This window comes from Winogradskya humida (genome assembly GCF_016862215.1).
GTDB classification, from domain to species: Bacteria; Actinomycetota; Actinomycetes; order Mycobacteriales; family Micromonosporaceae; genus Actinoplanes; species Actinoplanes humidus.
Genome location: NZ_BOMN01000063.1, coordinates 1 through 25,278, shown reverse-complemented (window position 1 = coordinate 25,278; position 25,278 = coordinate 1). Strand labels below are relative to the sequence as shown.

Sequence of the window (25,278 nt, the reverse complement as noted above, 5' to 3'; positions counted from 1 at the left end):
TCTTCTACCGGGGTGACTTCCTCCTCCCTGCAGGCGCGTGCGCTCGAATTTGACGCGGCCGATCCCCTGGCACCGTTGCGCGAGCAGTTCCTCGCGCCGGACGACTTCGACGTTGTCTCGTATCTCGACGGGAATTCGCTCGGTCGGCCGTTGCGCGCGACTGCTGCGTTGCTGGACAGCTTTGTGCGTACGCAGTGGGGCGGGCAGTTGATCCGGGGCTGGAATTCGCCGGCCGATCCGTGGCTCTCCTGGCCCGAACGCCTCGGCGACCGGCTGGGTTCGGCGGCGCTCGGTGCGGCGCCGGGGCAGGTGGTGGTCGCCGATTCCACGACGGTGCTGCTCTACAAATTGGCGCGCGCGGCGGTCGCGGCCCGGCCCGGCCGTCGCGAGATCGTGGTCGACACGGACAACTTCCCGACCGACCGCTACATCGTCGAAGGCATCGCGGCCGAATGCGATCTCGACCTGGTCTGGATCGACACCGACCCCGCCGCCGGTATCACCCCGGAACAGGTCGCTGCGGCGGTCACCCCGTCGACGGCATTGGTGCTGCTCAGTCATGTCGCCTATCGTTCGGGCTGGCTCGCCGACGCGGCCGCCGTCAATGAGATCGCGCATGCCGCCGGTGCGTTGACGCTCTGGGATCTGTCGCACTCAGTGGGTTCGGTGGAGCTTTCGCTGGACGACTGGGGTGTCGACTTCGCAGTCGGCTGCACCTACAAATACCTGAACGGCGGTCCGGGAGCACCCGCATTCGCCTATGTGGCATCCGCGTTGCACGACGTTGTCGAAGGGCAGCCGATCCACGGCTGGATGGGGCACCGCGCGTCGTTCGAGATGGGCCCCGGATATGAGCCGGCGCCGGGGATCCGCGCGCTGCTGAGCGGCACGCCGCCGATCCTCGGAATGGTTCCGCTCGACGCCAACCTGGACATGCTGTCCACCGCCACCATTCAGGCCGTGCGCCGGAAATCGCTGCAGCTCACCGATTACGTGCTGCTCCTGGCGGACGAATGGCTGGTGCCGCACGGTGTCACGGTGGCGAGCCCCCGCGATCCGGCACGGCGAGGCGGGCACGTGACTCTGCGGCGCGAGGGATTCGCCGCACTGCTCGAGCCGTTGTGGCAGCGCGGGGTGATTCCGGACTACCGCCAGCCCGACGGACTTCGCATCGGGCCGGCACCCCTGAGCACCAGTTTCGCCGAGGTGTACCGCGGTCTCGACGCGCTGCGGAGCCTGTTGTGAACCTTCCGGGAACAGTTCTGCCGGGACTGATCGACGCGCACGCCCACGCCCAGCTGCTACATCTGCCGACCCTGCGCGCGGGCGGGATCTCGGGTGTCTGGGATCTCGGCGGGAATCCGTCCGCAGTGACGCCGTTTCTGATCGAACGATTCGCGGGACCGTTCCTGACCGCCCCTGGCGGCTATCCCACCGACCGTTCCTGGGTGCCGCCGGACAGTTGCCGGGAAATCCGTTCGCCCGCCGATGCGGCGGACGCGGTCGCCGAGGCACATGCTTTCGGTGCCACGCTCATCAAGGTGACTGCTCACGCCGGCGGGCCGATGTTGCCGGCGTCGACGCTGTCCGCGCTGGTCACGGCGGCACATTCGCGGGAGCTGCCGGTGGTCGTGCACGCCGAAGGGCCGGGAACGGTCGAGGCCGCGCTCGAGGCGGGTGCGGACATGCTCGCGCACACGCCGTGGACGGAATTGCTCGACGCGGGACTGGTGCGCGACTGCGCTGCGCGGATGACCTGGATCAGCACCATCGACATCCACGGCTGGGGAACGTCAACCCCGGCACGCGAGACCGCCATCGCCAACCTGCGGCAATTCGTCTCGTACGCGGGAAAGGTGCGCTACGGCACCGACTTGGGGAACGGGCCGTTGCCGCTCGGAGTCAACGCCCGCGAAATCCGCGCACTGCAACTCGCGGGCCTTTCCCCCTCCGACATCCTCACCGCGATGACGGGCTCCGACAGCGACTTCACCGCGGCGACGGGCTTCGGCGGCGATCTCAGCGCGGTGACGGGTTGCGGCGCGGTCGAGTCGTGCTGGGTGCCGGGTGGTCTCGACCTTTCAGCCGGGGGTTTTGCCGATTCGCTGGCGACCGCTCGGGTGCTCGGGCCGGAAGTTCAGCCGCGGCAATTCTGAGGGTGCTTTGTGGGTGCTTTGTGGACGCCGCCGGGGGTGATCCCCGGCGGCGTCGACGCTGTCAGAGGGTGATGGTTTTGCCGGAGGTGGCGCTGATGCGGGCGGCGTCGAGGACCTCCATGTTGCGGACGGAGTCCCACGGGTCGACGGGCAGCGGACCTTCGCCGCGGACGGCCTTGCCGAACGCCGGGTAGAACTCGTCCCAGCGGCCGCGGTCGCTGCGCACCGGTGCTCCGGTCGCGCCGCGGTAGAGGCGGCCCCAGGCGTGCTCCGCCTCGACACCCCAGCGCTCGCCGAGGGCGGCGGGGGAGCGGCCGGCCTTCAGCGCTGCCTCCTGGCCGTCGAGCCCGTCGATGATGTAGGTGCCGGTGGTGCCGCTGACCCGGAACCGTGGGCCCGGCGCGGCCTGGCGCCAGCTGCCCCAGAGGTGCGACTCGACGCCGCTCTCGTGGTGCAGCGCCACGAAGAAGTCGCTGTCGAGGTCGTCGGGGGTGTCGCTGCGCAGTTCGGCGTACACCCTGGTGGAAGGTCCGAAAAGGAGGTGGGCCTGGTCGACGAGGTGGGCGCCGAAGTCGAGCAGGGTTCCGCCGCCGGCCGCCGGGGGCTGACGATCGGGGGCGAAGCGCTCGAAACGGGACTCGAAGCGCCGGACGTCACCGAGCGCGCCCTCGCGGATGAGTCGCTGGACGGTCAACAGGTCGGAGTCGTAGCGCCGGTTCTGGTAGACGCTGAGCAGCACACCGGCGTCGGCGGCGAGCGTGGTGATCTCCCGGGCGGCCTCGGCGTCCAGCGCGAACGGCTTGTCGACCACGACGGCCAGCCCCAGCCCGATGGCCTCCTTCGCCAGGCCGGCGTGGGTGTCAGCGGGTGTCGACACCGTCACGGCATCGACACCGGCAGCGGCTAGATCGGCCACCGTGTCGTACGCGGGGACCCCCGGGAACAGCTTGGCCAGCTCCTCCCGCCGCTCGGCGGACCGGGTGACCACACCGGCAAACTCAACGTCCTCCGCGGCCGCGATGAGCGGGGCATGAAAAATTCGCCCGCCCGCTCCGAACCCGACCAGTCCGATCCTTGTTGCCGTCATGTTTCGGATCTTACAAACCAGGACCCCCGCGAGCCATGCCGCGAAGCCATGGATCTGATCTTCGCCACAGTCAGCGTTTACTCATCAACCACATCAGCCCACCCCGTCCCGGGGGTCTCAGGCACGGCCCGGGATCGGGGCGTGGCCGTCGGTCAGCAGGGTGGCGAGTGCGGCGGCCGTCATGATCGGGGCGATCAAGGGGCCCTGGCCCGCGGTGGCGGAGGTCCGGCGCAGCCGGTCGAGCTGCTCCGCGGTGGTGACACCCTGCACGACGGTCTCCGTGCCGAGCAGGTTGCCGACCGACAGCACCAGGTCCAGGGCCGCCGGATCGCCGTCGAGGAACGCCCCGTCGATCTTGAGCTGGTGGATCGGGAACGCCCGCAGCGAGGCCAGCGACACGTAACCGGTCCCGAAGTCGTCCAGTGCGATCCGTACGCCGCACGCCGCGAGCCGGTCCAGTTGCAGCCGGGCCCGGGCGTCGTCGATGTGCTCCGACTCGACGATCTCCAGCGCCAGCCGCGACGGTTCGAGCCCGCACTCCGCGAGCGTGTCCAGGACGGTGTCGGCGAAGCGCGGGTCGAAGAGCTGGTGGGCGCTGAGGTTCATGCCGATGCGCGTCGTGGCGCCGGTGGGCATCGGCGCGAGCTGCGCGGCGACCTTGCGCAGGAAGTACGCGGTCATCAGCGCGAGGTCGCCCGTGCGTTCGGCGAGGTTCAGCAGCTCGCGGCAGTCCACGTCACCGAACGTCGGGTGCTGCCACTGCACCAGCGCCTCGACGCCGGCCCAGGTGCCGGTGCCCAGATCCAGGTACGGCTGGTAGTAGACGTGGATCTCGCCGCGCTCTATCGCGTACGGAAGCTGGTCCTCCAGGGTCCGGTGCCGCGCGACCTCGCCGTGCTCGACCGGGTTGAAGATCTCGACCCGGTTCTTGCCCCGGGCCTTGGCGGAGTACATGGCGATGTCGGCGCGGCGGGTCAGCTCGGCGGCGGTGGTCCGGGGTGCGCTCAGGGCGACGCCGATGCTCGCACCGACGCGTACGGTGGCGGCCGTCAGTCGCATGGGCTGGACCAGCCGCGAACAGAGCAACTCAGCGGTCTGCTCGGCCTCGACCGGATCCTTCAGACCGGTCAGCATCAGGACGAACTCGTCGCCGCCGAGGCGCCCCGCGACACCATGCGCGCCGCCTGCCTCGGCGATGCGCTCGGCGACCCGGACCAGCAGCTCGTCACCGGCGGGATGGCCGTAGACGTCGTTGACCTGCTTGAAGTCGTCGAGGTCGATGTTGAGCAGGGCGACTGCTCCGGGCGTACTGTTGTCGACCGCGTTGATCAGCTCTCGGAAGAATTTCGCCCGCGTCGGCAGCTGGGTGAGGCTGTCATGGTTGGCCTGGTGGTCGAGCTCGGCGTGCGAGCGCAGGTTGGCCTCGCCGAGCCGGACCTGGGTGCCGAGCGTGCGGAAGGCGTCATGTACGGGCTCGGGCACGCGGTGCACGCCCCCGATCAGCCGGTATCGCTGACCGGTGAGCAGCTCCTCCACCTGCCAGTGCCGCATTCGTGGCGCGGTCGTGGCCAGGGCGGACGCCGGGTCGGTCAGGGTGCTCAGCGGCAGGATCTGACCGGTGAGGTCCTGAATCTCGCCGACCGTTCCGGCGACGAGCAGGCCGTCGTCGGTCCTGGCCACCAGCACCACGGCGACACCGGGGGCGAACGCGATGATCCCCTGAGAGGTCTCCAGCGCGATGCGGTGCACGGTCGCGATGTCGGTGGCGGCGAGGACCTCGTTGCCGGCCCGCGCGAGCAGGGCGTCCCGGGCGGCGGCCTGTTCCTGGCGGCGCAGCGCGGAGTAGATGGCCCGGGTCAGGGCGGTGACGAGCACGATCTGGGGTACGAGCTGAGCCGACCGCCCGAGGTCCATGATCGCGCCGACCGGGGTGGGTGCGGCGATGAGCGCGGCCGGCAGCGACAACATGCCGAAGAACGACCGGACCGCCCAGGACCGGAACGAGCCGTACAACGACTGGACCATCAGCAGCACCATGGTCAGACCGATCGTGGCGATCGGGTCCTTGAGCGCCGACCCCGCGACGGCCACCAGCGCCGGCAGCACGATCGGGTCGAGGAGCCAGGTGCGGCCGAGCGCGTAGGTGAGCACGAACCCGAGGCCGAGCACGGCCAGCGAAACCCGGGCCAGCGTGTCCCAGAGCGGCGATCCGGTGGTCGCCCCGATCTGCCCGGTCTCGGTGATCAGGCTGACGAGCGACAGTGCCACCGCGCCGAGCCGGACCCGGCCCAGCGTCGTGGTCGGGATGACATCCTGCCAGCGGCGCACGCCAGCCTGATCGGTAGATCGCCACCGAAAGTGAGGCTTCCGTGTCGGAAGGTTGACGGCCGCCTGCACCGCGCCGCCGGCCGCGTCAATATGGCGCCATGGAGCCCGCTCAGCTGGAACGAACCCCGTTCGCGGACCTCGACCGGACGTCGCCCGCCATGCTCGCCATGCTGGTGGCGGCCCTCGAGGCGATGTCACGTCACCCGGAGATCCGCCGCGTGCGGCACACCGCCTGGGAGGCGCTGCGCCCCGCCCCGGGCCAGCGGCTGCTCGACGCGGGCTGCGGCACCGGCGACGTCTCACGCGAACTGGCCGCCGCGGTCGCTCCAGGCGTCTCGGCCGGCGGCGTCTCGGCCGATGGCGCTCAAAGTGGCGAGGTCGTGGCGCTGGATCGGTCGGCGGCAACGCTCGCGGCGGCGCGGGAGCGGCACCAGGGCGGCGAGATCAGCTATGTCGCCGGGGACATCGGCGCCCTCGACCTCGCCGACGAGAGCTTCGACGGCGTCTGGTGCGAGCGGGTGCTGCAGCACGTCGACGACCCCGGCCGCGCGATCGCCGAACTGGCCCGGGTGACCCGCACCGGCGGCCGCGTCTGCCTGATCGACACCGACTGGACCTCGCTGGCCTTCGACGGCGTCGACAGCGCGCTGGCCAGGGCGGTCATCGAGCACGCGCGGGGTCCGCTCACCCCGGTGCAGGACGACCTGGGCCGTACGCTTCGCCGTCGTCTCCTGGACCACGGGCTGCGCGAGGTCACGGCCACCCCGGTGACCTGTTACTTCCCCGATCCGGCCTCGGCCGCCGTGGTGCTGCCCATGATCAATGCGGGCGTGCCCGAGGAGACGTGGAAGGCCCCGGCCGGTCTGCGGGCCGCCTGGCTCGACCAGGTCGCCGCGGCCGGCGAGCGCGGCGACTTCCTCGCGGTGCTGACCATCTGGGTGGCCTGCGGCACGGTCTGACCCTGCTCAGAAGAGGATCTGGGCCGCCCCGGGTGCGGCGACAGTGCCGCCGACCTGGCCGGGGATGCCGTCGAGGAGCGGCAACCAGGCGATCGTGCCCGAGCGCTGATTGGCCACGTAGAGCCGCTCGCCGGCCGGGTCGAGCGCCAGGTGCCGGGGCCAGTCCCCGCCGCACGAGGGGGCGGCCACACGCGTGAGGGTCGTACCGTCGGCTCCGGTGGTGAACACGCCGACGGTGTTCGTGCCCCGGTTGCTGACGTAGACGTGACTGCCGTCCGGGGACACCGCGATCTCGCCGGGGTAGTTGGTCACCCCGGTTTCCGGTGCGGCGGGCACGACCTGGCCGGGCTGTAGGACGCCCTCGGCGTACGAACAGACGGTCACGGTCGAATTGAGCTCGTTGGCCAGGTAAGCGACCGTGCCGGACGGGTGGAAGACCAGGTGGCGAGGCCCACTGCCGGCCGGGAGCTCAACGCGGGTGACCTCGGTGAGGGAGCCCGCCCGGCGGTCGAGCGCGTAGGTGAAGACCGTGTCCCGGCCCAGGTCGACGGCGAGGACGTAGGCGCCGAGGGGATCAACGACGACCTGATGCGCGTGCGCGCCCGTGCCGTGGGAGCGCCTGTCCGTGGCTGCAGCGGGGGTGCCGTCGGCGTTGATCGGGTGGGTGACCACGGCGCCCTCGCCATAGAGCGAGACGAACAAGAACGACCCATCGGGGTGTACGGCCACATGTGCCGGGCCGTTGCCCGTGGCCACCGTGCCGAGCAGGTCCAGCGCGGGCGTGAGGGCGCTGATCGTCCCGCGTTCCTGCTCGCTGATCGCGTAGAGAATGCTGCCGGCGGCGCTATTGGCCAGCCAGGAAGCCTCGGGTACGACGGCGGTGCTGCTCTCGACGGCGGGCCGGCCGGTCGTGGGGTCGAGATGGCCGGCGGCGATGCCGGGGCCGCCCGCCGAGGTGTACGTGCCGAGATGGAAGCCGGCCGGTGACGCCTCGTGGCCGGTGATCGCTTCGGTCCCCGTTACCGCGGTGACTGCCGCGGCGCCGCCGAGCTTGAGGATTCCCCGCCGCGTGGTGCCTTTTCCATCCATGTACGTGAATTTAACGCAGCGCCGCCCCGATCCGCGGACCGGGGCGGCGCTGCGGCTGATCAGGAGACCGGAACCATGGCCCCGAGCAGGCGGTCGATGGAGATGCTGGCGAAGCCGACGCGTACGTCGCTCGCGCCGTAGGGCAGCCAGAAGCGGCCGTCGTGCAGCATGCCACCGCACGAGTAGACGACGTTCGGGACGTAGCCCTCGCGCTCGATCTCGTCGGGTTCCAGCAGGCCGTGGGGCAGGTCCGCGATCACGCGTTCCGGGTTGTCGAGGTCGAGGAGCATGGCGCCGATCGCGTACCGGCGCATGGGACCGACCCCGTGGGTGAGCACCAGCCAGCCGTCGCTGGTCTCCACCGGCGAGCCGCAGTTGCCGACCTGGATGAGATCCCAGCCCCGGTGCGGCATGAGCAGGGGCACCGCCGCGTGCCAGCGGTTGGACTCGTCGCGTTCGCTGAGGCCGAGGGTCTCGCCGTCGGAGCGGCACAGGGCCAGGTGACGACCGTTGACCGCGCGGGGGAACAGCGCCATGCCCTTGTTGCGCGCGGCGGGGCCCCGAAGGGCGGTGACCTCGAAATGACGCAGGTCGCGGGTCTGCAGCATGCGGCCGGCGATCTGCCTGCCGTCGTACGCGGTGTAGGTGGCGGCGTAGGTGATCCGTCCCTCCGCGTCCTCCGTCTGCACGAACCGGGCGTCCTCCATGCCGTTGCTCTCGGCCGGGGCGGCCGGCCAGAGCACGCGCTGGTGCAGCGGGACCGTGGCCGGGAAGGCGACCGCGTAATCGGTGGCCACGATCTCGCGCAGGAACGCCAGCGTCTCCCCGGTGGTCGGGCGGGCCAGCAGCTCACCCGGGAGGTGACCGAGGACGTCCTCGAACTCCTCCTCGCTGTAGCTCTCCGGCAGCGCGGCCAGCACGGTCGCCGAGAGCTCGTTGTCGAGCTCCAGCTCGGCCAGGCCGGCGGCGAGCGCGTCGCGCTGGTGGCGTGCCCCGGTCCGCTCGCCGACCAGGAGCGGGCCGTCGCGGTCCTCGAGCCGGAAGTTGTCGTCCGGGCCGAGCACCGCCGAGCAGAAGCCGATGGACGAGATGTGACCCTCGCCGATCTGGCGGAGGCTGATCGCGGCCCTGAGCTCGCCCGGCTGCAGCCCGCTCTGATCCGGGTGCGGCACCATCGACGGGTTGCACAGCGCCGCGGCCTCGATGGCGTACTCATGGCTGAAGTACGCACCGATCAGCATCCGGGCGTTCGGCGAGAGCTCGGCATCCGGCGGGACCCGGTGGTGCACCAGGTCGAAGTGATGGCTGAACGTCGTGAGCAGGTCGTGGTGACGTCCCGCGAACCGGGTGAGCACGTCGTCGAGCAGCCGGGCGATCTCGTCCTCGTCGAGCCGCAACATCCGCTCGATGAGGCTGGACGCGCGGTTCTGCACGAGCTGCGCGTCCTCGCCGGGCACGAAGAGCTTGATCACCACGCGCCGCGCGTCGGGCTGCATCGTCAGCGCGTGGCGCATGGCAAGACTGGTGGTCCGGGCACGTTCCTGGGGATCCATAGTTGCGGTCACGCAAGGCCGCCTGACGGTCGGGTCGCGCTGCGCCCCGCCCACGCGCGAGCGTGCTGCAACGTGGAGACGAGCGCGAGAGTGGATTCGGCACCTTGATTCAGATTAGGGCCTTCCGGGGTCAATCCGTCATAACATCCGCCGGTCAGCGGGTCATACATGACAATTCCGGCGTCGTTGTCACCCAGGAACCAGGCGATGGCCTGGAAGAGCGGGGCGTCCCAGGCGTCGTCCCCGGTCGCTGTCGCGGCGGCGGCACACGCGTCGGCGGTCGCGGCGGCCTCGATCGGCTGCTGGTCGAAGCGGTGCCGGCCGTCGGGGGTGCTCAGATCCGCCGGCTGCCAGCCGGCCACCGGAACGGTCGACAGGTGACCCTGGTGCTCCTGCACGCGGCACAACCAGCCGAGCATGCGGAGACCTTCCTCCAGGAGGTGCTCGTCGCCCAGCAGATCGCCCGCGTGGATCAGCACCTCGGCCAGCGCCGGGTTCGCGTACGAGAGCCGCTGCTCCGGCCAGACCCAGCCGGGGTCGCTTCCCGGCAGACCCACGACGGTGGCCGCGTCCGCCAGCAGTTGCGCCGCTTCGCCGCAGGCCGGGTCGCCCCGGAGCACCTCGGCTGCGCCCAGACCGGCGAAGGCCATCGCGCGAGACCACTGCGAGCGTTGCCGCGCGCCGATCAGGAACGCCTGCCGGGCCTCACGGCGGATCCAAGGGACCGCGCAACGGCCGGCCGCGGTGCCGAGACCCCAGAGTGCCCGGCCCCAGCAGTCGTCCGTGCCGGGCTCGTCCTGCCAGCGCCGATCGTAGGAGAGCCGGTTGCGTACGGTGCCGTCGGGTGCCATCGCGTGCGTGACGAACGCCAGGTAACGCTCGGCCAGCCCGGTGACCAGGGCGGTCGGTTGCGGTTCCCGGCCGGCGAGCAGCAGGCCGCGGGCCACGTCGTCGACGCAGTAGCCGTGCTCGCGTCGTACGGTCGCGTTGCGGGCGTGCTCCAGCAGCCCCGTGTCGTCGGAGAGCCGGGCCACGTGGGACCAGTTCGGTTCGGGCGCGTCGATCAACCGCACGGGCGGCGGGACCAGCCGCAGAGTCACGCTCACGCGGGAACCGAGGTGGCGACGGGCGTGCTCGCGGTCAGCAGGTGCGCCGCGAGGCTCTGATAGCGGGCGGCCACCGCGGGCCAGCGCAGCGTCGGTCCACCGGCCAGGCCGGTCAGATGATTCGCCACGTCCGGGGACTGCAGCAGATGCCGGATGCCGGCGGCCATGGCCACCGGGTCCTGGTGCGGGACGAGCAGGCCCGGCCCGTCCGCGAGCAGCTCCACCGCGTGCGGGAACTCCGTGGCCACCACCGGGACGCCGGCGCCCACGGCCTCGATAAGCACCCCCGAGGTGACCTGCTCGGTCGAGTCGTAGGGGAGCACCACCACGTCGGCCGAGCGGATGAGCCGGCTCAGCGAGGCCTCGTCCAGGTAGACGTCCTCCCAGTGCACCCGGTCGGCCACGCCGAGCTCGTCCGCGAGCCGCACCAGCGACTCGCGATAGCCGTCGCCGTGGTAGTCCAGCACCTTCGGATGGGTGCGTCCTGCAACCGTGTATCGCGGCATCGGGTCCAGGTCGCGCAACCCGGCGAGGGCCCGCAGCGCCCATTCGATGCCCTTACCCGGGCCGAGCAGTCCCCAGGTGAGCAGGTGCGGCACGTCGTGAACCTCGCGGGGAGCGCTGGAATGGCTGCCGGCGCCGTGCGGGATCACGGTCACCTTGTGCGGGTCGACCCGGTAACCGGCGGTGAGTCGCTGCCGAGCGGTGTCCGTCATGGTCACGACCGTGTCCGCGAGGGCCACGATCCGTTCGAGCACCGAGCGTTGCATCGGCGTCGGGGTGCTCAGAACGGTGTGCAGCACCACGATCGCCGGAACCTTGAGGGCCCTCAGCAACGGCAGCACCTCGTCGCCGTCGAGACCCGGGTAGATGCCGTACTCGTGCTGCACGACGGCTACGTCGAAGCGGTTCAGCGCATTCGCGGCGGCGGTCCAGCCGCCGGCGGTGTCGGTGGGCCAGGTGTGTACGACCCGCGGCGCCGCCCGGTCGACCTCGAGCCCGCCACCGGCCGCGTCCGCGGAGAGCAGCCGTACCACCCCGCTGCCCGGCACCCCCGCGGTCAGGTGAGATGCCAGCGCGGCATTGAATGTCGCCAAACCGCATTGTGTCGGGGGATAGGTGCTGAGAAATCCGTAGGTCGCGGGCATGACAGGCCCCTTCTGTTCAGGCGGCTGCCTCCCCGCGGCGCTTACGGGCGCGCGGAACTGTGGACCTGCCTTTTCGGGAGAATTGCCGCAATTGAGTAATGCGACGTTAACAAGAATTGCCTGGTCAGTGAGGGTTATTCAGGACCTGGGTCGAGCCGTGGGCCCGCTACCGTCCTGAATGATGCTCATTTGAGTAATTCGCGGTAGATGGCCAGGTAGTCGTCGACCATGCGGTCCGCGCCGAAACGGCTCCGGGCGCGGGCCCGGCAGGCCGCGCGGTCGATCAGGTCGATCTTGGCGACCGCGGCCACCGCCTGGTCGATGTCCTCGACCAGGCGGCCGGTGAGGCCTTCGTCGACGACCTCCGGCATGGAGCCTTTCCGGTACGCGACCACGGGCGTCCCGCAGATCATCGACTCGACGACCGAGAGCCCGAACGGCTCGGCGAACCGGATCGGGTGCAGCAACGCCGCGCTGCCTCCCAGGATCCGCGCCCGGTCCTGGGGCCCCACGGAGCCGAGATACACCACCCGGTCCCCGTCGATGTGCGGCTCGACCTTCTCCTCGAAGAAGCGCGAGTCCTGCACGATCCCGCAGAGGGTCAGCCGCCGCCCCGCCCGCCGGGCGATCTCGATAGCGGTGTCCGTGCCCTTGTCCGGATGGATCCGCCCGAAGCACACCAGGTCGTCGCCGCCGTCCGCCGTGAACGGGAGCTCGTCAAGGTCGACGCCGTGGTAGACGGTCCCCACATAGCTCAGGTCATGACTGCGGTCCGCATCGGAGATCGACACGAACGACGACCGGGCCCGTTTGTACGCCGGCAGGATGTTGCGTCCCGAGAAACCGTGGATCGTGGTGAGCATCGGCGCCCGGCAGTGTGCGGAGAAGGCGAGCGGCAGCCAGTCCAGATGGTTGTGGACCAGGTCGAAATCGCCGGAGCGCTGCAGGGCGTACGCGACGTGCAGGGCCTCCCAGACCCGGCCGTCCAGATCGGGGTCGTCCTCGTAACCGTGCACCGCGACGCCGTCCAGCGTGGCCTTGGTGACGGAGTCCAGCGTCGCGAACAGGGTCACGTCCACCCCGCGAGCGGTCAACCCCTCCGCGAGCAGGCTCGTGACGAGCTCCCACGGGCCGTAGTGGATCGGAGGCGTACGCCAAGCGATCGGTCCCAGCAGCGCCACCTTCATGGTCCCCAGTATGGGAGCGATTCGGTGTTTCGTCAGTGCTTCACGTGTTAAAGAGAGACCATGGACAACCCCTGGTGGCACAGTGCCGTCGTTTACCAGATCTACCCCCGGAGCTTCGCCGACGCCGACGGTGACGGCATGGGTGACCTTCGCGGCATCATCAACCATCTGGATCACATCAAGGGCCTGGGCGCCGACGTGATCTGGCTGTCGCCGGTCTACCCCTCGCCGCAGGACGACAACGGCTACGACATCAGCGACTACCAGGACATCGAACCCATTTTCGGTACGCTCGCCGACTTCGACGAGCTGCTGACGGGCGTACACGATCGGGGCATGCGCCTGGTCATGGATCTTGTGGTCAACCACTCGTCGGACGAGCACGCCTGGTTCGCCGAGAGCCGCTCCTCGAAGGACAGCCCGAAACGCGACTGGTACTGGTGGCGCCCCGCCCGCGACGGAGTCGAACCCGGAACCCCCGGCGCCGAGCCGACCAACTGGGGATCGGTCTTCGGCGGCCCGGCCTGGGAATACGACCCCGCCACCGGCGAATACTTCCTGCACATCTTCAGCCGCAAGCAGCCCGACCTCAACTGGGAGAACCCCGAGGTCCGCGACGCGATCTACACGATGATGAACTGGTGGCTCGACCGCGGCGTGGACGGCTTCCGGATGGACGTCATCGACCACATCTCCAAGGACACGGCGCTGCCCGACGGCATGGTCCGGGCCGGATCGCTCTACGGCGACGGCGGCCCGCACTACATGAACGGCCCGCGCAACCACGAGTTCCTGCACGAGATGCACGAGCGGGTCTTCGCCGGCCGCGACGCGCTGCTCACCGTCGGCGAAATGCCCGGCGTCACGGTCGACGAGGCCATCCTCTACACCGACCCGGAACGCGGCGAGGTCGACATGGTCTTCAACTTCGACCACGTCTGGGTCGACCGGGGCGCCGACCCGTGGCTGCTCTACCCGTTGCAGCTCACCCGGCTCAAGGCGATCTTCGCGCGCTGGCAGGCCGGCCTCGCCGACAAGGGCTGGAACAGTCTCTACTGGAACAACCACGACCAGCCCCGCGTCGTCTCGCGCTACGGCGACGACTCGCCGCAATGGCGGACCCGCTCGGCCAAGATGCTGGGCGCGGTCCTGCACCTGCACCGCGGGACACCGTACGTCTACCAGGGCGAAGAACTCGGCATGACCAACACGCCGTTCGCGTCGATCGCCGACTTCCGTGACATCGAGGCGCTCGGCCTCTACGCCCAGGCCGTGGAGCACGAGGGGCGGCAGGCTTCGGACGTCCTCACGGTGCTGCGCGCCCGCAGCCGCGACAACGCCCGCACACCGATGCAGTGGGACGCCTCACCGAACGGCGGATTCACCACCGGCACGCCATGGCTCGCCGCCAACCCCAACCATGTGGAGATCAACGCCGCTGCGGCGATCAAGGACCCGGACTCGGTCTACCACTTCTACCGCCGCCTCATCGAACTGCGCCACGAGGAGCCCGCGGTCATCTACGGCGACTTCACGATGCTGATGCCCGAGGACGAACGCCTGTACGCCTTCACCCGCCGGCACGGCAGCACAGAGCTCCTGGTCATCGGCAACTTCACCGGGGAGCTCGCCCGGGCGGAGATCGACGACGCCGAGGCCTGGTCGACGGCGGAGCTGCTGCTGACCAACGCCCCGGCGCCCGAGGGCCTGCTCCTCGAACCGTGGCAGGCGGTGATCTACCGCCGCACCGTCAGCTGATCCGGCTCTGCTCTGTCGCGGCCTTGCTCTGGCTGGCTGTGCTTGGCCCCGCCTTGCTTGGTTCGGCCTTGCTTGGTTCGGATTTGCTTTGTCCGGCTCTGTTTCGTCCGGCCCTGCTCGTTTCGGGGCCGGACGCACGGCACCGGCCCTGCCTGGAAGCGGCGGGACCGGTGCCGGGGTGGCCGGGTGATCAGGCGGTGATCGTGTCCCAGGAGTAGGCGAGGAGGGCGAAGGCCGCTCCGAGCAGGGCGAGCGAGATGCCCCGGGTGCCGATCGGCAGCGCGGCGAGCACGAGCAGGATCACGGCGATGATGTAGAACAGTCCCTGGATGGACATCGGAGAGCCTCTATTCTGTGGGGGTAAGGCGGCGCCCTGATACCCCGAACGGAAGCGCTCCCAAACACAGTCATGTGCATGATCGTCAAAACAGCCGGGTAAACGTAGGGCATGACCAGCCACGTCGCCCGCCGGCCCTACCTCAGCCTCGCGCCGTTCGCCGCAGCCGTCGCCGTGGCCGCCCTCGTCGGCGGGCTCGGTGTCGCCGGGACAGCATCGGAATACCAGAGCCTCCAGCAGCCTTCATGGGCGCCGCCGTCGTGGCTGTTCGGGCCGGTGTGGACGCTGCTCTACGTGCTGATCGCCGTGGCGGGCTGGCTGGTGTGGCGGCGGGTGGGATGGACTCCGGCGCTCACGGCGTACGGTATCCAGCTGGTTTTGAATGCGGTCTGGACCCCGATCTTCTTCGGGTTCGGGCAGTACGGTCTGGCGCTCGCCGACATCATCGTGCTGTGGCTCATGATCGGCGTCACGATCGTTCTGTTCCGCCCGGTCTCCCGGCTCGCCGCGGGCCTGATGCTGCCCTACTGGGCGTGGGTGACCTTCGCGACAGCCCTCAACGCCTGGATCTGGCACGCCAACTGATCAGACTGTCTTGGCCGGGTAACGCCAACTGATCAGGCTGTCTTGGCCTGGTAACGCCAACTGATCAGGCTGTCTTGGCCAGGTAGCGCCCCAGATGCGGGTCGAAGCGTGCCGGATCCGCCGCGGCCAGTTCGGCCCGCGACCACCAGCGAACGTCCGCGAACTCACCCTCGTCCACCGTCATCGGCGTCCCCCGGTGCAGCGTCGCCGGGTACCACAGGCTCACATCGGTATGACCCGCGTCGATGCCCACAGTGCGGGTCACCGTCAGGAAAATCGGCACCGACGCCGCCCCGGTCACACCGAGCTCCTCGGCCAGCTCGCGCGCCGCAGTGACCGCCGGGTCCTCCCCGGGCTCGACGTGGCCTCCCGGCGGCAGCCACAGCTTCGCGTTACGGTGGTCCACCAGTAGCAGGTCACCGGTCCGGGGATCGGCCGGCACCACGTAGGACACCAGGTGGCGGGCCGGCACAGCCGGCTTGACCCGGCGGTACACGTCGTCCGTCGAGCTTAGCCAGAACAGGGTGTCCGCCCGATGCTCGGCCTCGAGGTCGTCAAACGGCTGGAGCATGGAGATCGTCTCGCGCAGGCTCCTCCGGCGCTGGCTCCTCTCGTGCAGGCTCGTTTCGTGAGTGCTCATCTCGTGCGTGCTCGTCTCCTGAGGGCTCGTCTCCTGAGGGCTCGTCTCCTGAGGGCTCGTTTCGTGCGGGCTCGTTTCGTACTGCTCGACCTGCGTATCCATCGGTGTCGCCGACTGCGGGCTCGTTTCGTGCGGGTTCGGCTCGGGTCTTTTGTGGGCTGGGGGCATCTGGCGATGATGTCAGGCGGTGGGGCAGCGCCAGGAGCACGACGATGCCGGCCGCGGTGTAGGCGACGCTCTGAACAGAGATCACCGGAAGGACGCCCCAACGTCCGGCGAGCGAACCCGCCGCGACCGTGCCGACCAGCATCGCCGTTGCGTCCACCGCGGTGAACGCGCCCCAGACCCGGCCGCGGTGGCGATCCTCGGTGGCCTGCTGGAACACGGTCATGCCACCCGCCACGATGAACGCCGCGGGCAGCCCGGCCGCGACGATCAGCACGACGGCGGGCCAGAGCACCCGATCGAGCAGGGGATAGGTGAACAACGCCAGGTCGATCAGCCCGAAGGCCACGGTGCCCCAGACGAACATCGCCCGCGGCGGGAACCGATGCCCGACCAGCGTGACGATCAGACCGCCGGCCAGCCCGCCGATCGCCTGCGAAGACATGATCATCCCGTACGCCCGAGCGTCGCCCCCGAGCACGTCACGCACGAACGGCGCCGCGAGGGTGCCGATGGCCGCCTCGCCCACGCCCGTGATCAGGCCGAAGATGAGGAAGACGCGTAGTGCCCGGTTCGCGAGGGCGATGTGCAGGCCTTCGGACCACTCATGGAGGACGTCCGGGCGAACCGTGTTGGTGCGCTCCGGGCGTACCCGTAGCAGGAACAGTAGGCCGGCAGCCAGCAGAAACGTGCCCACGTCGACCGCACCGAGCAGGGGAATGCCGCCCAGAGCGGCCACAGTCCCGCCGAGCGCCGCGCCGATCAGCCGGGCGATGTCGCTGACCTGGCCGTTCAGGGAGTTGATCCGGACCAGCCGGTCGCCGCCCACCAGAGTGGGCACCAGCGAGGCCTCCGCCGCCGAGAAGAACGGTGCGACGCAGGCGTGCACCGCCATGACCGCATAGATCAGCCACGCCTGGCCGGCACTGCGCACCGCGAACAACGGCAGCAACGCCACCGCCATGAGCAGATTCGCACCGATCATGGTCCAGCGCCGGTCCCACCGATCGGCATAAACCCCCGCGATCGAACCCAGCACGATCTTGGGCAGCAGCGACACCAGCAGAGCCCCCGCCGAAGCAAGCGTCGACCCCGTCAGCACATAGATCTGGTACGCCACCCCGATCCGCAACGTCCAATCCCCGATCAGCGAAACAAGATTCGCCCCAAGAACCAGCCAGACGTCACCCGCTGCACGGCTGCCGGCTGTTGGGCCCCTGTCCGCAGCTGGACGGCCCTCCGTGACTGGACGGCCCTCCGTGACTGGACGGCCCTCCGTGGCTGGGCTGGTGGCGGCGCCTGGACGGATAGCGGCGGCTGGACGGATAGCGGCGGCTGGACGGATAGCGGCGGCTGGGCTGGTGGCGGCGGCTGGACGGCTGCCCGTGGCTGGGCTGGTGTCGGAGGCTGGGCGGATAGCGGCGGCTGGCTGGGTGTCCGTGGCTGGGCAGGTGTCGGCGGCCGGGCGGATGGCTGTGGCCGGATGGGTGGGTGTGGCCGGACGGTTGTGGGCGGCTGGGTGGATGTCGGCCGCTGGGCGGGGGTCGGCGGCCGGATGGAGGTCAGCCACCGGAAGCCGTCGGGCGTAGCGGGGCCGTCACCAGTGTGAAGTTCACCGGCACGGCGTCGGCGGGCCGCTTCGTGGCGTCACCGAGCGGCCGTCGCCGGGCGCGCTCGGCGAACAGGGCGTTCACGGCCTCCTTGAGTTCGGCCACCTCCTCGATCGTGAGGTACAGCAGGGACTGATCCGAGCCGGCGAGCTCGGACCAGCGTGGATCCTGGTCCTCGCGCCGCAACTGCCAGTCCGCGAGCTGCTCCACGGCCTGCTCAGCCATGTAGCGGTCGAGGAACTCCACCGACTCCCAGGCCTCGGGCGAGTCGTCGCCCCGGAACCTGTTCGCGGTGGACGTGATCTGCCACGGGCGCTCCCGGCCGTCCCCGGCGGGGCTCGGCTCCACATAGCCGTACTTCGCCAGCTGTCGCAGGTGGTGCGATGCGAGCGCCTGACTGATCCCGATCTGACGGGCAGCCTCGGCGGCGGTCATGCGGCCTTCACGACCGACCACCCCGTAGATCTTGAGACGTAGCGGATGGGCGAGTGCCCGGAGCGCGAGCGGATCGGTGACAACCCGCCGCCCCGGATGAGATTCCAAGGACATGCTTGGAATCCTGGGTCTTCCGGAGCGGCGATGTCAAGCAAGTGCTTGGAATCAAGCTCCCGCCCGAGCCAGGAACCCTGGTAGGCGCCGGAGGCAGGAGCTGTGTTCATGCCGGGCCCAACGGCCGTGCTCGCGCCTGGACCAGGGGCTTTGTTCGTGCCGGGCCCGAGGGCTGTGCTCGCGCCTTGACCAGGGGCTTTGTTCGTGTCTGGACCAGGAGCCTCGTTCGTGTCTGAGCCGAGAGCTTCGTGCGTGCTGAACCGGGGAACTCCTGAATCAGGAGCGCAGGCAGACGTCGAAGGGGTGGCCGGCCGGGTCGAGGAGCACGCGCCAGCGGTTCGGCTGGGGCTGCTCGGACGGACTGGTCGCACCGAGCGCGAGCGCCTGCTCCTCCGCCTTGTCCAGGTCGTCGACATAGAAGTCGAGGTGGAAGCGTTTCGGGGTGCTCTCCCCGGGCCATCCCGGACCTGAGTAGCCGGGAACCTTGCCGAATCCGATGCTGGTGGAGCCGTCGCCGATCATTGCGTACTCGTCCTGGGAGTGCTGGACCTCCCAGCCCAGGACCTGCGAGTAGAAGGCGGCCAGGGCCGCGGGGTCCTCGGCGTCGAGGTTGATCATGGCCAGAGTGGCGAAGCCGGGCATGTCGGGCCTTTCGTCGGTGGAGTCGGTCTCGATCATGCCGGGTATAGCTGACACCTTCTGGCAGGTTCATCCTGGGAAACGCTTCTCGCCGGAACGTCCCGGCCTGGCGCACTAAGTGGGCGGCACGACCTGCCGATGGGGGGTTGTGATCTCTGCGTTGGTCCCGAAGGGCACGGAGGCCGTCGCTGCGGCGGCTTCCGATGGGTTGCCTCGGCGTAGTGCCGCCCGGGCCTGGGTGTTCACCGCCGGGTCCGCGGGTGCGCTGATGCTGCTCGCTGTGGGGCCGGAGCTTCTGCGCATGCCGCTTTTCGCGCTCTCCATAGCTGCCGGGCTGGGAGCCATGACCTATGGCGTGCGGCGTATCGCGCTGCCCGACCAGCGGGGACCATGGGTGCATCTGGTGATGGCGGCGTGGCTCTTTTTCGGCGGCATCGTGATCCGGGCGCTCGTGCCAGGCGCCGGTGACTCCCCGCCGACCACGATGGCCCTGATCCCGGATGCTTTCGTGCTGCCCGCCTATCTGCTCGAGGGTTACGCCTTCGGGACGATGCTGCAGCGGCGCCGAGCTGCCGACGACGATCCCGCCAGGGTTGATGCCGTGCTTGTCGGGCTCGCTGCGGGCTTCATGAGCTGGACCTATCTGATGGCGCCCTCGATCGATCAGGACGGGCTGCCGCCGCTGCGGGTCGCCAACGCGTTCTTCCCGATCATCGACGTGGTGCTCGTGGTCCTGGTCGCACAGCTCGCGCTCTCGGGTGCCCGGGCGCCGTCGCTGTGGATGCTGAACCTCGCCGCCGCGTCGATGTTCATCGGCGACTTCTTCTTCATGCTGCGCGACGGTGCCGTGGCGGACGTGCCCGGTCACCTGGTCGACGTGCTCTTCACCGCGACCTTTCTGCTGGTCGGCGCGGCGACGCTGCATCCGTCGATGCGCACCCTCACCGAGCCGCAGCGGATCATCGTCACGAAACTGGGGAAGCTGCGCACCGGGCTGATCGCCCTGATGGTGGCCGTGCCGGTCGTCATCACCACGGTCGAGCCGATCGGCGGTGTCCTGGACGGCACGGTCCGGGCGGTCCTCTGCGTCCTGCTGATCATGACCGTCTTCTACCGGGTCGTGCGTTCCAACAACTCCCGTGCCCGCGCCGAGAACGTCACCCGGCGCCGAGCCACCCACGACAAGCTGACGGACCTGCCGAACCGGGAACTGCTGACCGACACCATCACCCGATGGGGCGACCGGGCGTCCGCCGAGGGCCAGGAGATCAGCCTGCTCTTCATCGACCTCGACCACTTCAAGATGGTCAACGACCACTGGGGTCACGAGGTCGGGGACGAGCTGCTCTGCGCGGTCGCGGGCCGGCTCAGCTCGCAGGTACGCGGCGAGGATCTGGTCTGCCGGATCGGCGGCGACGAATTTGTCATCGCGCTGGCCAGCCCGTCGCACTCCGCTGTCGCGGAGTCGCTGGCCGCCCGGGTGCTGGCCGTATTTGTCCATCCGTTCGAGCTGTCTGTCGGCAACGTCGTCGTCTCGGCCTCCATCGGCGTGGCCAAGTCGCTCGGTGGCGCGCACGCGGTCGAACTGATCCGGGACGCCGACACCGCCATGTACAAGGCGAAGGGCTCCGGGCGGAACGCTTACGCCGTTTTCGATTCCTCCCTGCGCGAGCGGGTCCGCATCCGGATGGACCTGGAGCAGGCACTGCGCGGGGCACTGGAGCGCGGTGAACTGTTTGCTACCTACCAGCCGATCATCGATCTGACCACGGGGGAGCTCGACGGCTTCGAGACGCTGATGCGGTGGGAACATCCCGAGCTCGGCCCGGTCTCCCCGCTGCAGTTCATCCCGATCGCCGAGGAGACCGGCCTGATCGTGGACGCCGGCGCGTGGCTGCTGCGCGAGTCGGCCCACCAGCTCGCCGCGTGGCGGGCCGAACGCGGGCCGGACGCCCGGCCGTTGCACGTCTCGGTCAACGTGTCGGTGCGCCAGCTGCGAGACCGGGCGCTCGTGCAGCTCGTGCAGGACGTACTGGCCGAGACCGGGCTGCCACCCGAGGCGCTCTGGCTCGAGATCACCGAGTCGGGCGTCATGGAGGACATCGAGACCGCCCTGGACACGCTCAACGCCCTGCACGACCTGGGCGTCACCATGGCGATCGACGATTTCGGCACCGGTTACTCGTCGCTGAGTTATCTGAACCTGCTCCCGGTGGGGATCGTGAAGCTGGACCGTTCGTTCGTCTCCGAGGTCGGCCTGCACGGGGCTAACGAATCGATCGTGCGGGCCGTGCTGGCGATGACCGGAGCGCTGAACCTGCGGGTCGTGGCGGAGGGCGTCGAGACCGAACTGCAGCGTGACTGGCTCCATGAACAGGGCTGTGACCTGGGGCAGGGATGGCTTTTCGGCAAACCCCTGGTCGCCACCGCCCATGCCGAGCTGATCCACCGCGACGTGAAGGTCTGACCCGGGCTGATCATTCAAGGGACAGGACCACCTTGCCCCGCCCGTGGCCGCTCTCCACGAGGGTGTGCGCTGCCACGATCTGCGCGAACGGGTAGACCTGCACGGGCATGACGACCTCGCCCCGGGCGGCGAGCGCGATCACTCCTGCCAGACGGGTCGGGGAGCGGCCGGCCCGGACCATCCTGGCGCCGTATTGCTGCGCGGAGGGGTTACCGACGATGGTGCCGACCCGCTCCGGGGCCACCCCGAGCTCCACGGACTGCTTGATCGCCTGGCCGCCCACGGCGTCGATGGCGACGGTCACCCGTTCACCCAGAGCACGGACGGCGTCGACCAGGCCGTCGCCATAGGTCACCGGGATCGCCCCCAGCTCTCTGAGATAGTCGTGGTTTGCCGGGCTCGCCGTGCCGATGACGGTGGCGCCCGCGAGCCGGGCGAGCTGGGTGGCGACCGTGCCGACCGAGCCGGCCCCGGCATGCATGAGCAGGACGTCGCCCGATCCCACGCCAAGCTCCTGCAGGGTGCCGGAGGCGGTCTGCGCGGCGGCGACCAGCCCGGCGGCGACGGGGAAGCCGAGCTCGGCGGGCTTGGGGACGACAGTGGCGGCGTCGGCGACCACGTAGTCGGCACAGGCGTCGAGCATCGAGGAACCGAGCACCGCGGCGCCCACCTCGAGGCCGGTGACGCCGGCGCCGACCTGATCGATCACCCCGGCATATTCCTGGCCGATCCGCTGTGGGAAGGCGGTCTCGACCCGGGTCATCCGGCCGGTCCGGAACTTCACGTCGAACGGCTGGACCCCGGCGGCGTGAACCCGCACCCGGACCTGGCCGGCTCCGGGCTCGGGATCGGGCAGCTCGATGATGCGCAGGACGTCGGGCGGGCCGAAGCGGTCGAACGTGGCGGCTCTCATGCCATAGACCCTCCGACCTCCAGTCGAGGGGAGGTCAAGGGCGGGAGCCGAATTTTCCGTGCCTATTTTCTGGACCGATTTTCTGACCCTGGGCTGAACGGTCACGATCTGGTGCACCGCTGCGACCGGCGTGCCGGGCATCGCTACGGTAAGCGCGTGTCTGAGATCCCGTGGTGGGGCCTTCCCCTCGTCGCCGCAGTGTCTGCCCTGGTGGGCGCCGGTGTGGCAGTGCTCGTGTCGGCCCGCAACAACTACGTGCGCAGTCGTGCCAAGCGCACCAAACGGTGGTACGCCGAGCGCCGTGACGCATATGTCGCATTGCTGACCCAGTTCGAGCGGGCGAGTTACCGGCTGCGGGCAGCACTGGACTCCGGGCAGCCGATGCCCGCGCCGTTCACGTACCTCGACGAGGCCGGTCCCGCCGTCATGCAGGTGCGTCTCCTGTCCTCCGGAACGGTGCGCAGCGCCGCTCTCGCCGTGCACCTGCTGCTGGAGAAGCTGTACACCCCGAGCCCCACGCCGCCGCCCGGGGTGGAACCGGGCAAAGCCGTCCGCGAGATGCTCGGCCAGGTGTCGCTCGTGATGCAGGAGCTGGAAGCCGCGATCCGCGTGGAGCTGGGAATCGAGATCACCCCGCCTCCCGCGCTGCCCGAGTCGGCACCGAAGTCCCGCCGGTCAACTTTCAAGAGGGCAGCTGCGGAAAATCAGGAGTCACGCGTCACTGGCTGAGTCGGCCCGGGCGCGGGATGCTGGAGCCCTTCGAAGGGGGAGGGCATCCATGACGGACAATCCAGTTTCTGAAGAGATCACCGAGTCGGTTGTTCGCAGTGGGGTGGTCGCGGTCCTGCGGGCGCCCACTGCGGACTACTTCGCAGCCGTCGGCGACGTGCTCGTGGAAGCCGGCATCACCGCGCTCGAAGTCACGCTGACCTGCGAAGGCGCCATCGACGCGATCGCGGGGCTGCGCCGGCAACTACCACCGCACGTGGCCCTCGGCGCCGGCTCGGTGCTCACCCTCGACGACGCGAAGGCCAGTGTGGACGCGGGTGCGGCCTTCCTGGTCTCGCCCGTCCTCGTGCCGGGCCTCGACGGCTTCGGCGTGCCGTTCTATCCGGGCGCGTTCAGCCCCACCGAGATCTACAACGCCAGCCGCGCGGGTGCGCCGCTGGTCAAACTCTTCCCGGCGTCAGCGGTCCGGCCGCGCTATCTCAAGGATCTGCACGCCCCGCTGCCCGGTCTGCGCATCATGCCAACCGGTGGCATCGAGATCTCCGACATCGCCACCTGGCTCTCCGCAGGTGCTGCCGCGGTGGGCCTGGGCAGCCCGCTCGTCGGTGACGCCGTTCGCGGCGGGAGTCTCGCTGCCCTGGCCAGACGCGCCCGTCACGCCGCCGACGCCGTGGCCTACGCCCGATCATGACGGGGCTGCTCACCTTCGGCGAGACCATGGGCGTGGTCGCAGCCGACACGATCGGCCGGCTCGAGCACGCACGCGGTTTCACCTTCGGCATCGGTGGCGCGGAGAGCAACGTCGCCCTGGGGGTGGCTCGTCTCGGCGGCGACGCCGTCTGGATAGGCCGCATCGGGCCGGATGCGGCGGGTGACCTGATCGAGCACCGGCTCCGCGCCGGCGGGGTGCGAGCGGTGACGATCCGAGACCCGTCCTTCACCGGACTGATGGTCAAGCACCGCCGCACGGGTTCGGTGTTGCACGTCGACTATCACCGCGCGGGCAGTGCCGGTTCCCGCCTCGCCCCCGCCGACATTCCGGTGGAGACAGTGCGAGAGGCAAGCATTCTGCACGTCACCGGCATTACTCCGGCGCTGAGCGACACCGCCCGTGCAACGGTCTTCCAAGCGGTGGAAACGGCCCAAGCGGCGCAGGTGCCGGTCTCGATCGACATCAACTACCGCTCGAAGCTGTGGTCGCGGTACGACGCGTCGCCCGTGCTGCTGGACCTGGTCACCCGCGCCGACCTCGTCTTCGCGGGCCCCGACGAAGCTGCCCTGATCGTCGACGGGCCGCCGTTGAAGGGCCTGGCCGCGCTTGGTCCGTCCGAAGTGGTCATCAAGGACGGCGCGCGTGGCTGCGAAGCGCTCATCGGCGGCGAGCGTTACGAGCTCCCAGCACTATCGGTGGCGGTTGTGGATCCGGTGGGTGCCGGAGACGCCTTCGTGGCCGGCTATCTCACGGAGCGGCTGGCCGGTGCGGGTGCGGATTCACGGCTGCGCACGGCGATCGCGGCGGGGGCGTTCGCGGTGACGGTGCCGGGGGACTGTGAGGGCATGCCGTCGCGGGAGGATCTTGGGCTCCTGGTCGCGGCTTCGGACAACGTCGCGCGTTGACGTTGGGGTGCCGGGCGATGTTGGGGTGCCGGGCGATATTGGGGTGCCGGGCGATGTCGTACCCCCGGCCTAGGCTCTGGTCCATGGCAGCAGTGATGGATTACTCGTCGGCCGGAGCTTTTACCGATCTCAGCGGGGTGCCGGCCGGGGCGCTCGAAGGCTTGCCCTATGACCCCGTGGCGCTGTGTGATCTGGTGCGCCACCTGGTGATCCAGCCCTCGGATGCCCGGGCGGCCGGTGTCCCGGAGGAGCGATTTGCCGAGAACCAGCTGCATCGGGCTGCCGACATGGTCAGTGCGCTGATGGCGCTTGATCCTGCGCCGCTGACGTCGCCGCGGTCGCCGGAGCACCGGGTTATCGGGACCTGTCGGCACTTCGCTGTTCTGGCCTGCGCTCTGCTCCGGCATCGGGGGATTGCGGCGCGGACCCGCTGCGGGTTCGGGACGTACTTCCAGGCGGGGAAGGGCCTCGACCACTGGATCATCGACTACCAGCAGCCTGAGCAGGGCCCACTTGAGCAGGGCCGACTTGAGCAGGGCCGACCTGGGCAGGGCCGACTTGAGCAGGGCGCACTTGAGCAGGGCGCACTTGAGCAGGGCCGACCTGGGCAGGGCGCACTTGAGCAGGGCCCACTTGAGCAGGGCCGACCTGGGCAG

23 protein-coding genes and 1 pseudogene are annotated in these 25,278 nt (G+C 69.7%); 11 read left to right on the top strand and 13 right to left on the bottom strand.

Annotated features, from left to right (window positions below; genetic code table 11):
* The first annotated feature begins 12 nt into the window (after positions 1-12).
* Both kynU and Ahu01nite_RS24860 read left to right on the top strand, forming a co-directional pair.
* Positions 13-1,245 carry a kynureninase gene (gene kynU, locus Ahu01nite_RS24865; RefSeq protein ID WP_203839028.1) on the top strand — a complete coding sequence of 411 codons (1,233 nt, stop codon included), beginning with the start codon at positions 13-15 and terminating at the stop codon, positions 1,243-1,245.
* Positions 1,242-2,156, top strand: a complete 915-nt coding sequence (locus Ahu01nite_RS24860; RefSeq protein ID WP_203839027.1) for an amidohydrolase family protein — start codon at positions 1,242-1,244, stop codon at positions 2,154-2,156. The genes kynU and Ahu01nite_RS24860 overlap by 4 nt, the downstream gene beginning before the upstream one ends.
* A gap of 61 nt (positions 2,157-2,217) precedes the next feature.
* Here the strand turns inward: Ahu01nite_RS24860 and Ahu01nite_RS24855 are convergent, their stop codons facing one another.
* Complete coding sequence (locus Ahu01nite_RS24855; protein WP_203839026.1) at positions 2,218-3,243, bottom strand: Gfo/Idh/MocA family protein; 1,026 nt, start codon at positions 3,241-3,243, stop codon at positions 2,218-2,220.
* Between the two features lie 117 nt (positions 3,244-3,360).
* Positions 3,361-5,571 (bottom strand): putative bifunctional diguanylate cyclase/phosphodiesterase, encoded by a 2,211-nt coding sequence (locus tag Ahu01nite_RS24850; RefSeq protein ID WP_203839025.1) that lies wholly within the window; start codon positions 5,569-5,571, stop codon positions 3,361-3,363.
* Between the two features lie 98 nt (positions 5,572-5,669).
* Here Ahu01nite_RS24850 and Ahu01nite_RS24845 point away from each other — a divergent pair, with 98 nt between their 5' ends.
* A complete protein-coding gene (locus tag Ahu01nite_RS24845; protein ID WP_203839024.1) occupies positions 5,670-6,530 on the top strand; it encodes a methyltransferase domain-containing protein in 861 nt (286 codons plus the stop codon).
* Between the two features lie 6 nt (positions 6,531-6,536).
* Here Ahu01nite_RS24845 and Ahu01nite_RS24840 read toward each other — a convergent pair whose 3' ends face one another.
* From Ahu01nite_RS24840 to Ahu01nite_RS24820, 5 genes are all read right to left on the bottom strand, one after another.
* Complete coding sequence (locus Ahu01nite_RS24840) at positions 6,537-7,619, bottom strand: lactonase family protein (RefSeq protein ID WP_203839023.1); 1,083 nt, start codon at positions 7,617-7,619, stop codon at positions 6,537-6,539.
* A gap of 59 nt (positions 7,620-7,678) precedes the next feature.
* The gene (locus tag Ahu01nite_RS24835) at positions 7,679-9,184 is read right to left on the bottom strand and encodes a glycoside hydrolase family 130 protein (RefSeq protein ID WP_239159108.1); all 1,506 of its coding nucleotides are present in this window, start codon (positions 9,182-9,184) and stop codon (positions 7,679-7,681) included.
* Positions 9,181-10,278 (bottom strand): glycosyltransferase, encoded by a 1,098-nt coding sequence (locus tag Ahu01nite_RS24830; protein WP_203839022.1) that lies wholly within the window; start codon positions 10,276-10,278, stop codon positions 9,181-9,183. Before Ahu01nite_RS24830 ends, Ahu01nite_RS24835 begins: the two co-directional genes overlap by 4 nt.
* Entirely contained in the window at positions 10,275-11,426 is a 1,152-nt protein-coding gene (locus Ahu01nite_RS24825) for a glycosyltransferase (protein ID WP_203839021.1), read from the bottom strand. Before Ahu01nite_RS24825 ends, Ahu01nite_RS24830 begins: the two co-directional genes overlap by 4 nt.
* Positions 11,427-11,611: 185 nt before the next feature.
* Positions 11,612-12,613, bottom strand: a complete 1,002-nt coding sequence (locus tag Ahu01nite_RS24820; protein ID WP_203839020.1) for a glycosyltransferase family 4 protein — start codon at positions 12,611-12,613, stop codon at positions 11,612-11,614.
* A gap of 60 nt (positions 12,614-12,673) precedes the next feature.
* On the opposite strand from Ahu01nite_RS24820, the gene Ahu01nite_RS24815 reads away from it, so the two are divergent.
* Positions 12,674-14,371, top strand: a complete 1,698-nt coding sequence (locus tag Ahu01nite_RS24815) for an alpha-glucosidase (protein ID WP_203839019.1) — start codon at positions 12,674-12,676, stop codon at positions 14,369-14,371.
* A 190-nt stretch (positions 14,372-14,561) separates the two neighbouring features.
* Here Ahu01nite_RS24815 and Ahu01nite_RS24810 read toward each other — a convergent pair whose 3' ends face one another.
* A complete protein-coding gene (locus Ahu01nite_RS24810; RefSeq protein ID WP_203839018.1) occupies positions 14,562-14,708 on the bottom strand; it encodes a hypothetical protein in 147 nt (48 codons plus the stop codon).
* Between the two features lie 111 nt (positions 14,709-14,819).
* Between Ahu01nite_RS24810 and Ahu01nite_RS24805 the strand changes: the two genes are divergently transcribed.
* Positions 14,820-15,293: a TspO/MBR family protein gene (locus tag Ahu01nite_RS24805; RefSeq protein WP_203839017.1), complete on the top strand. Its 474-nt coding sequence runs from the start codon at positions 14,820-14,822 to the stop codon at positions 15,291-15,293.
* Positions 15,294-15,357: 64 nt separating this feature from the next.
* On the opposite strand, the gene Ahu01nite_RS24800 is transcribed toward Ahu01nite_RS24805, so the two are convergent.
* The 4 genes from Ahu01nite_RS24800 to Ahu01nite_RS24785 form a co-directional block, all read right to left on the bottom strand.
* Positions 15,358-15,864, bottom strand: coding sequence for an NUDIX domain-containing protein (locus Ahu01nite_RS24800; protein ID WP_239159107.1), 507 nt, complete (start codon positions 15,862-15,864; stop codon positions 15,358-15,360).
* A complete protein-coding gene (locus tag Ahu01nite_RS24795) occupies positions 15,848-17,668 on the bottom strand; it encodes an MFS transporter (RefSeq protein ID WP_275411778.1) in 1,821 nt (606 codons plus the stop codon). The genes Ahu01nite_RS24800 and Ahu01nite_RS24795 overlap by 17 nt, the downstream gene beginning before the upstream one ends.
* Positions 17,661-18,257: a winged helix-turn-helix domain-containing protein gene (locus Ahu01nite_RS24790; RefSeq protein WP_203839014.1), complete on the bottom strand. Its 597-nt coding sequence runs from the start codon at positions 18,255-18,257 to the stop codon at positions 17,661-17,663. Before Ahu01nite_RS24790 ends, Ahu01nite_RS24795 begins: the two co-directional genes overlap by 8 nt.
* 276 nt (positions 18,258-18,533) lie before the next feature.
* Positions 18,534-18,935 carry a VOC family protein gene (locus Ahu01nite_RS24785; RefSeq protein WP_239159106.1) on the bottom strand — a complete coding sequence of 134 codons (402 nt, stop codon included), beginning with the start codon at positions 18,933-18,935 and terminating at the stop codon, positions 18,534-18,536.
* 109 nt (positions 18,936-19,044) lie between these two features.
* Here Ahu01nite_RS24785 and Ahu01nite_RS24780 point away from each other — a divergent pair, with 109 nt between their 5' ends.
* Positions 19,045-21,363: a putative bifunctional diguanylate cyclase/phosphodiesterase gene (locus Ahu01nite_RS24780; protein WP_239159105.1), complete on the top strand. Its 2,319-nt coding sequence runs from the start codon at positions 19,045-19,047 to the stop codon at positions 21,361-21,363.
* Between the two features lie 10 nt (positions 21,364-21,373).
* Here the strand turns inward: Ahu01nite_RS24780 and Ahu01nite_RS24775 are convergent, their stop codons facing one another.
* A complete protein-coding gene (locus Ahu01nite_RS24775; protein WP_203839013.1) occupies positions 21,374-22,276 on the bottom strand; it encodes an NADP-dependent oxidoreductase in 903 nt (300 codons plus the stop codon).
* Positions 22,277-22,432: 156 nt separating this feature from the next.
* On the opposite strand from Ahu01nite_RS24775, the gene Ahu01nite_RS24770 reads away from it, so the two are divergent.
* The 5 genes and pseudogenes from Ahu01nite_RS24770 to Ahu01nite_RS51690 all read left to right on the top strand — a co-directional run.
* Positions 22,433-23,005, top strand: a complete 573-nt coding sequence (locus tag Ahu01nite_RS24770; RefSeq protein ID WP_203839012.1) for a hypothetical protein — start codon at positions 22,433-22,435, stop codon at positions 23,003-23,005.
* Between the two features lie 49 nt (positions 23,006-23,054).
* Positions 23,055-23,696 (top strand): bifunctional 4-hydroxy-2-oxoglutarate aldolase/2-dehydro-3-deoxy-phosphogluconate aldolase, encoded by a 642-nt coding sequence (locus Ahu01nite_RS24765; protein ID WP_203839011.1) that lies wholly within the window; start codon positions 23,055-23,057, stop codon positions 23,694-23,696.
* On the top strand, positions 23,693-24,622 hold the full coding sequence (locus Ahu01nite_RS24760) for a sugar kinase (protein WP_203839010.1): 930 nt from the start codon (positions 23,693-23,695) through the stop codon (positions 24,620-24,622). Before Ahu01nite_RS24765 ends, Ahu01nite_RS24760 begins: the two co-directional genes overlap by 4 nt.
* A gap of 17 nt (positions 24,623-24,639) precedes the next feature.
* Positions 24,640-25,053, top strand: a pseudogene (locus tag Ahu01nite_RS51410) (hypothetical protein); the annotation flags it as partial.
* Positions 25,037-25,278, top strand: a 242-nt coding sequence (locus tag Ahu01nite_RS51690; RefSeq protein WP_307794556.1) for a pentapeptide repeat-containing protein, incomplete at its 3' end; no start/stop codon positions are given. The pseudogene Ahu01nite_RS51410 and the gene Ahu01nite_RS51690, both read left to right, overlap by 17 nt.

Coding starts and splice junctions, on each gene's coding strand:
- Ahu01nite_RS24855 (WP_203839026.1), bottom strand. CDS start 3,243: ATGACGGCAACAAGGATCGGACTGGTCGGGTTCGGAGCGGGCGGGCGA.
- Ahu01nite_RS24845 (WP_203839024.1), top strand. CDS start 5,670: ATGGAGCCCGCTCAGCTGGAACGAACCCCGTTCGCGGACCTCGACCGG.
- Ahu01nite_RS24840 (WP_203839023.1), bottom strand. CDS start 7,619: ATGGATGGAAAAGGCACCACGCGGCGGGGAATCCTCAAGCTCGGCGGC.
- Ahu01nite_RS24825 (WP_203839021.1), bottom strand. CDS start 11,426: ATGCCCGCGACCTACGGATTTCTCAGCACCTATCCCCCGACACAATGC.
- Ahu01nite_RS24820 (WP_203839020.1), bottom strand. CDS start 12,613: ATGAAGGTGGCGCTGCTGGGACCGATCGCTTGGCGTACGCCTCCGATC.
- Ahu01nite_RS24815 (WP_203839019.1), top strand. CDS start 12,674: ATGGACAACCCCTGGTGGCACAGTGCCGTCGTTTACCAGATCTACCCC.
- Ahu01nite_RS24810 (WP_203839018.1), bottom strand. CDS start 14,708: ATGTCCATCCAGGGACTGTTCTACATCATCGCCGTGATCCTGCTCGTG.
- Ahu01nite_RS24805 (WP_203839017.1), top strand. CDS start 14,820: ATGACCAGCCACGTCGCCCGCCGGCCCTACCTCAGCCTCGCGCCGTTC.
- Ahu01nite_RS24800 (WP_239159107.1), bottom strand. CDS start 15,864: ATGCTCCAGCCGTTTGACGACCTCGAGGCCGAGCATCGGGCGGACACC.
- Ahu01nite_RS24790 (WP_203839014.1), bottom strand. CDS start 18,257: ATGTCCTTGGAATCTCATCCGGGGCGGCGGGTTGTCACCGATCCGCTC.
- Ahu01nite_RS24785 (WP_239159106.1), bottom strand. CDS start 18,935: ATGATCGAGACCGACTCCACCGACGAAAGGCCCGACATGCCCGGCTTC.
- Ahu01nite_RS24775 (WP_203839013.1), bottom strand. CDS start 22,276: ATGAGAGCCGCCACGTTCGACCGCTTCGGCCCGCCCGACGTCCTGCGC.
- Ahu01nite_RS24765 (WP_203839011.1), top strand. CDS start 23,055: ATGACGGACAATCCAGTTTCTGAAGAGATCACCGAGTCGGTTGTTCGC.
- Ahu01nite_RS24760 (WP_203839010.1), top strand. CDS start 23,693: ATGACGGGGCTGCTCACCTTCGGCGAGACCATGGGCGTGGTCGCAGCC.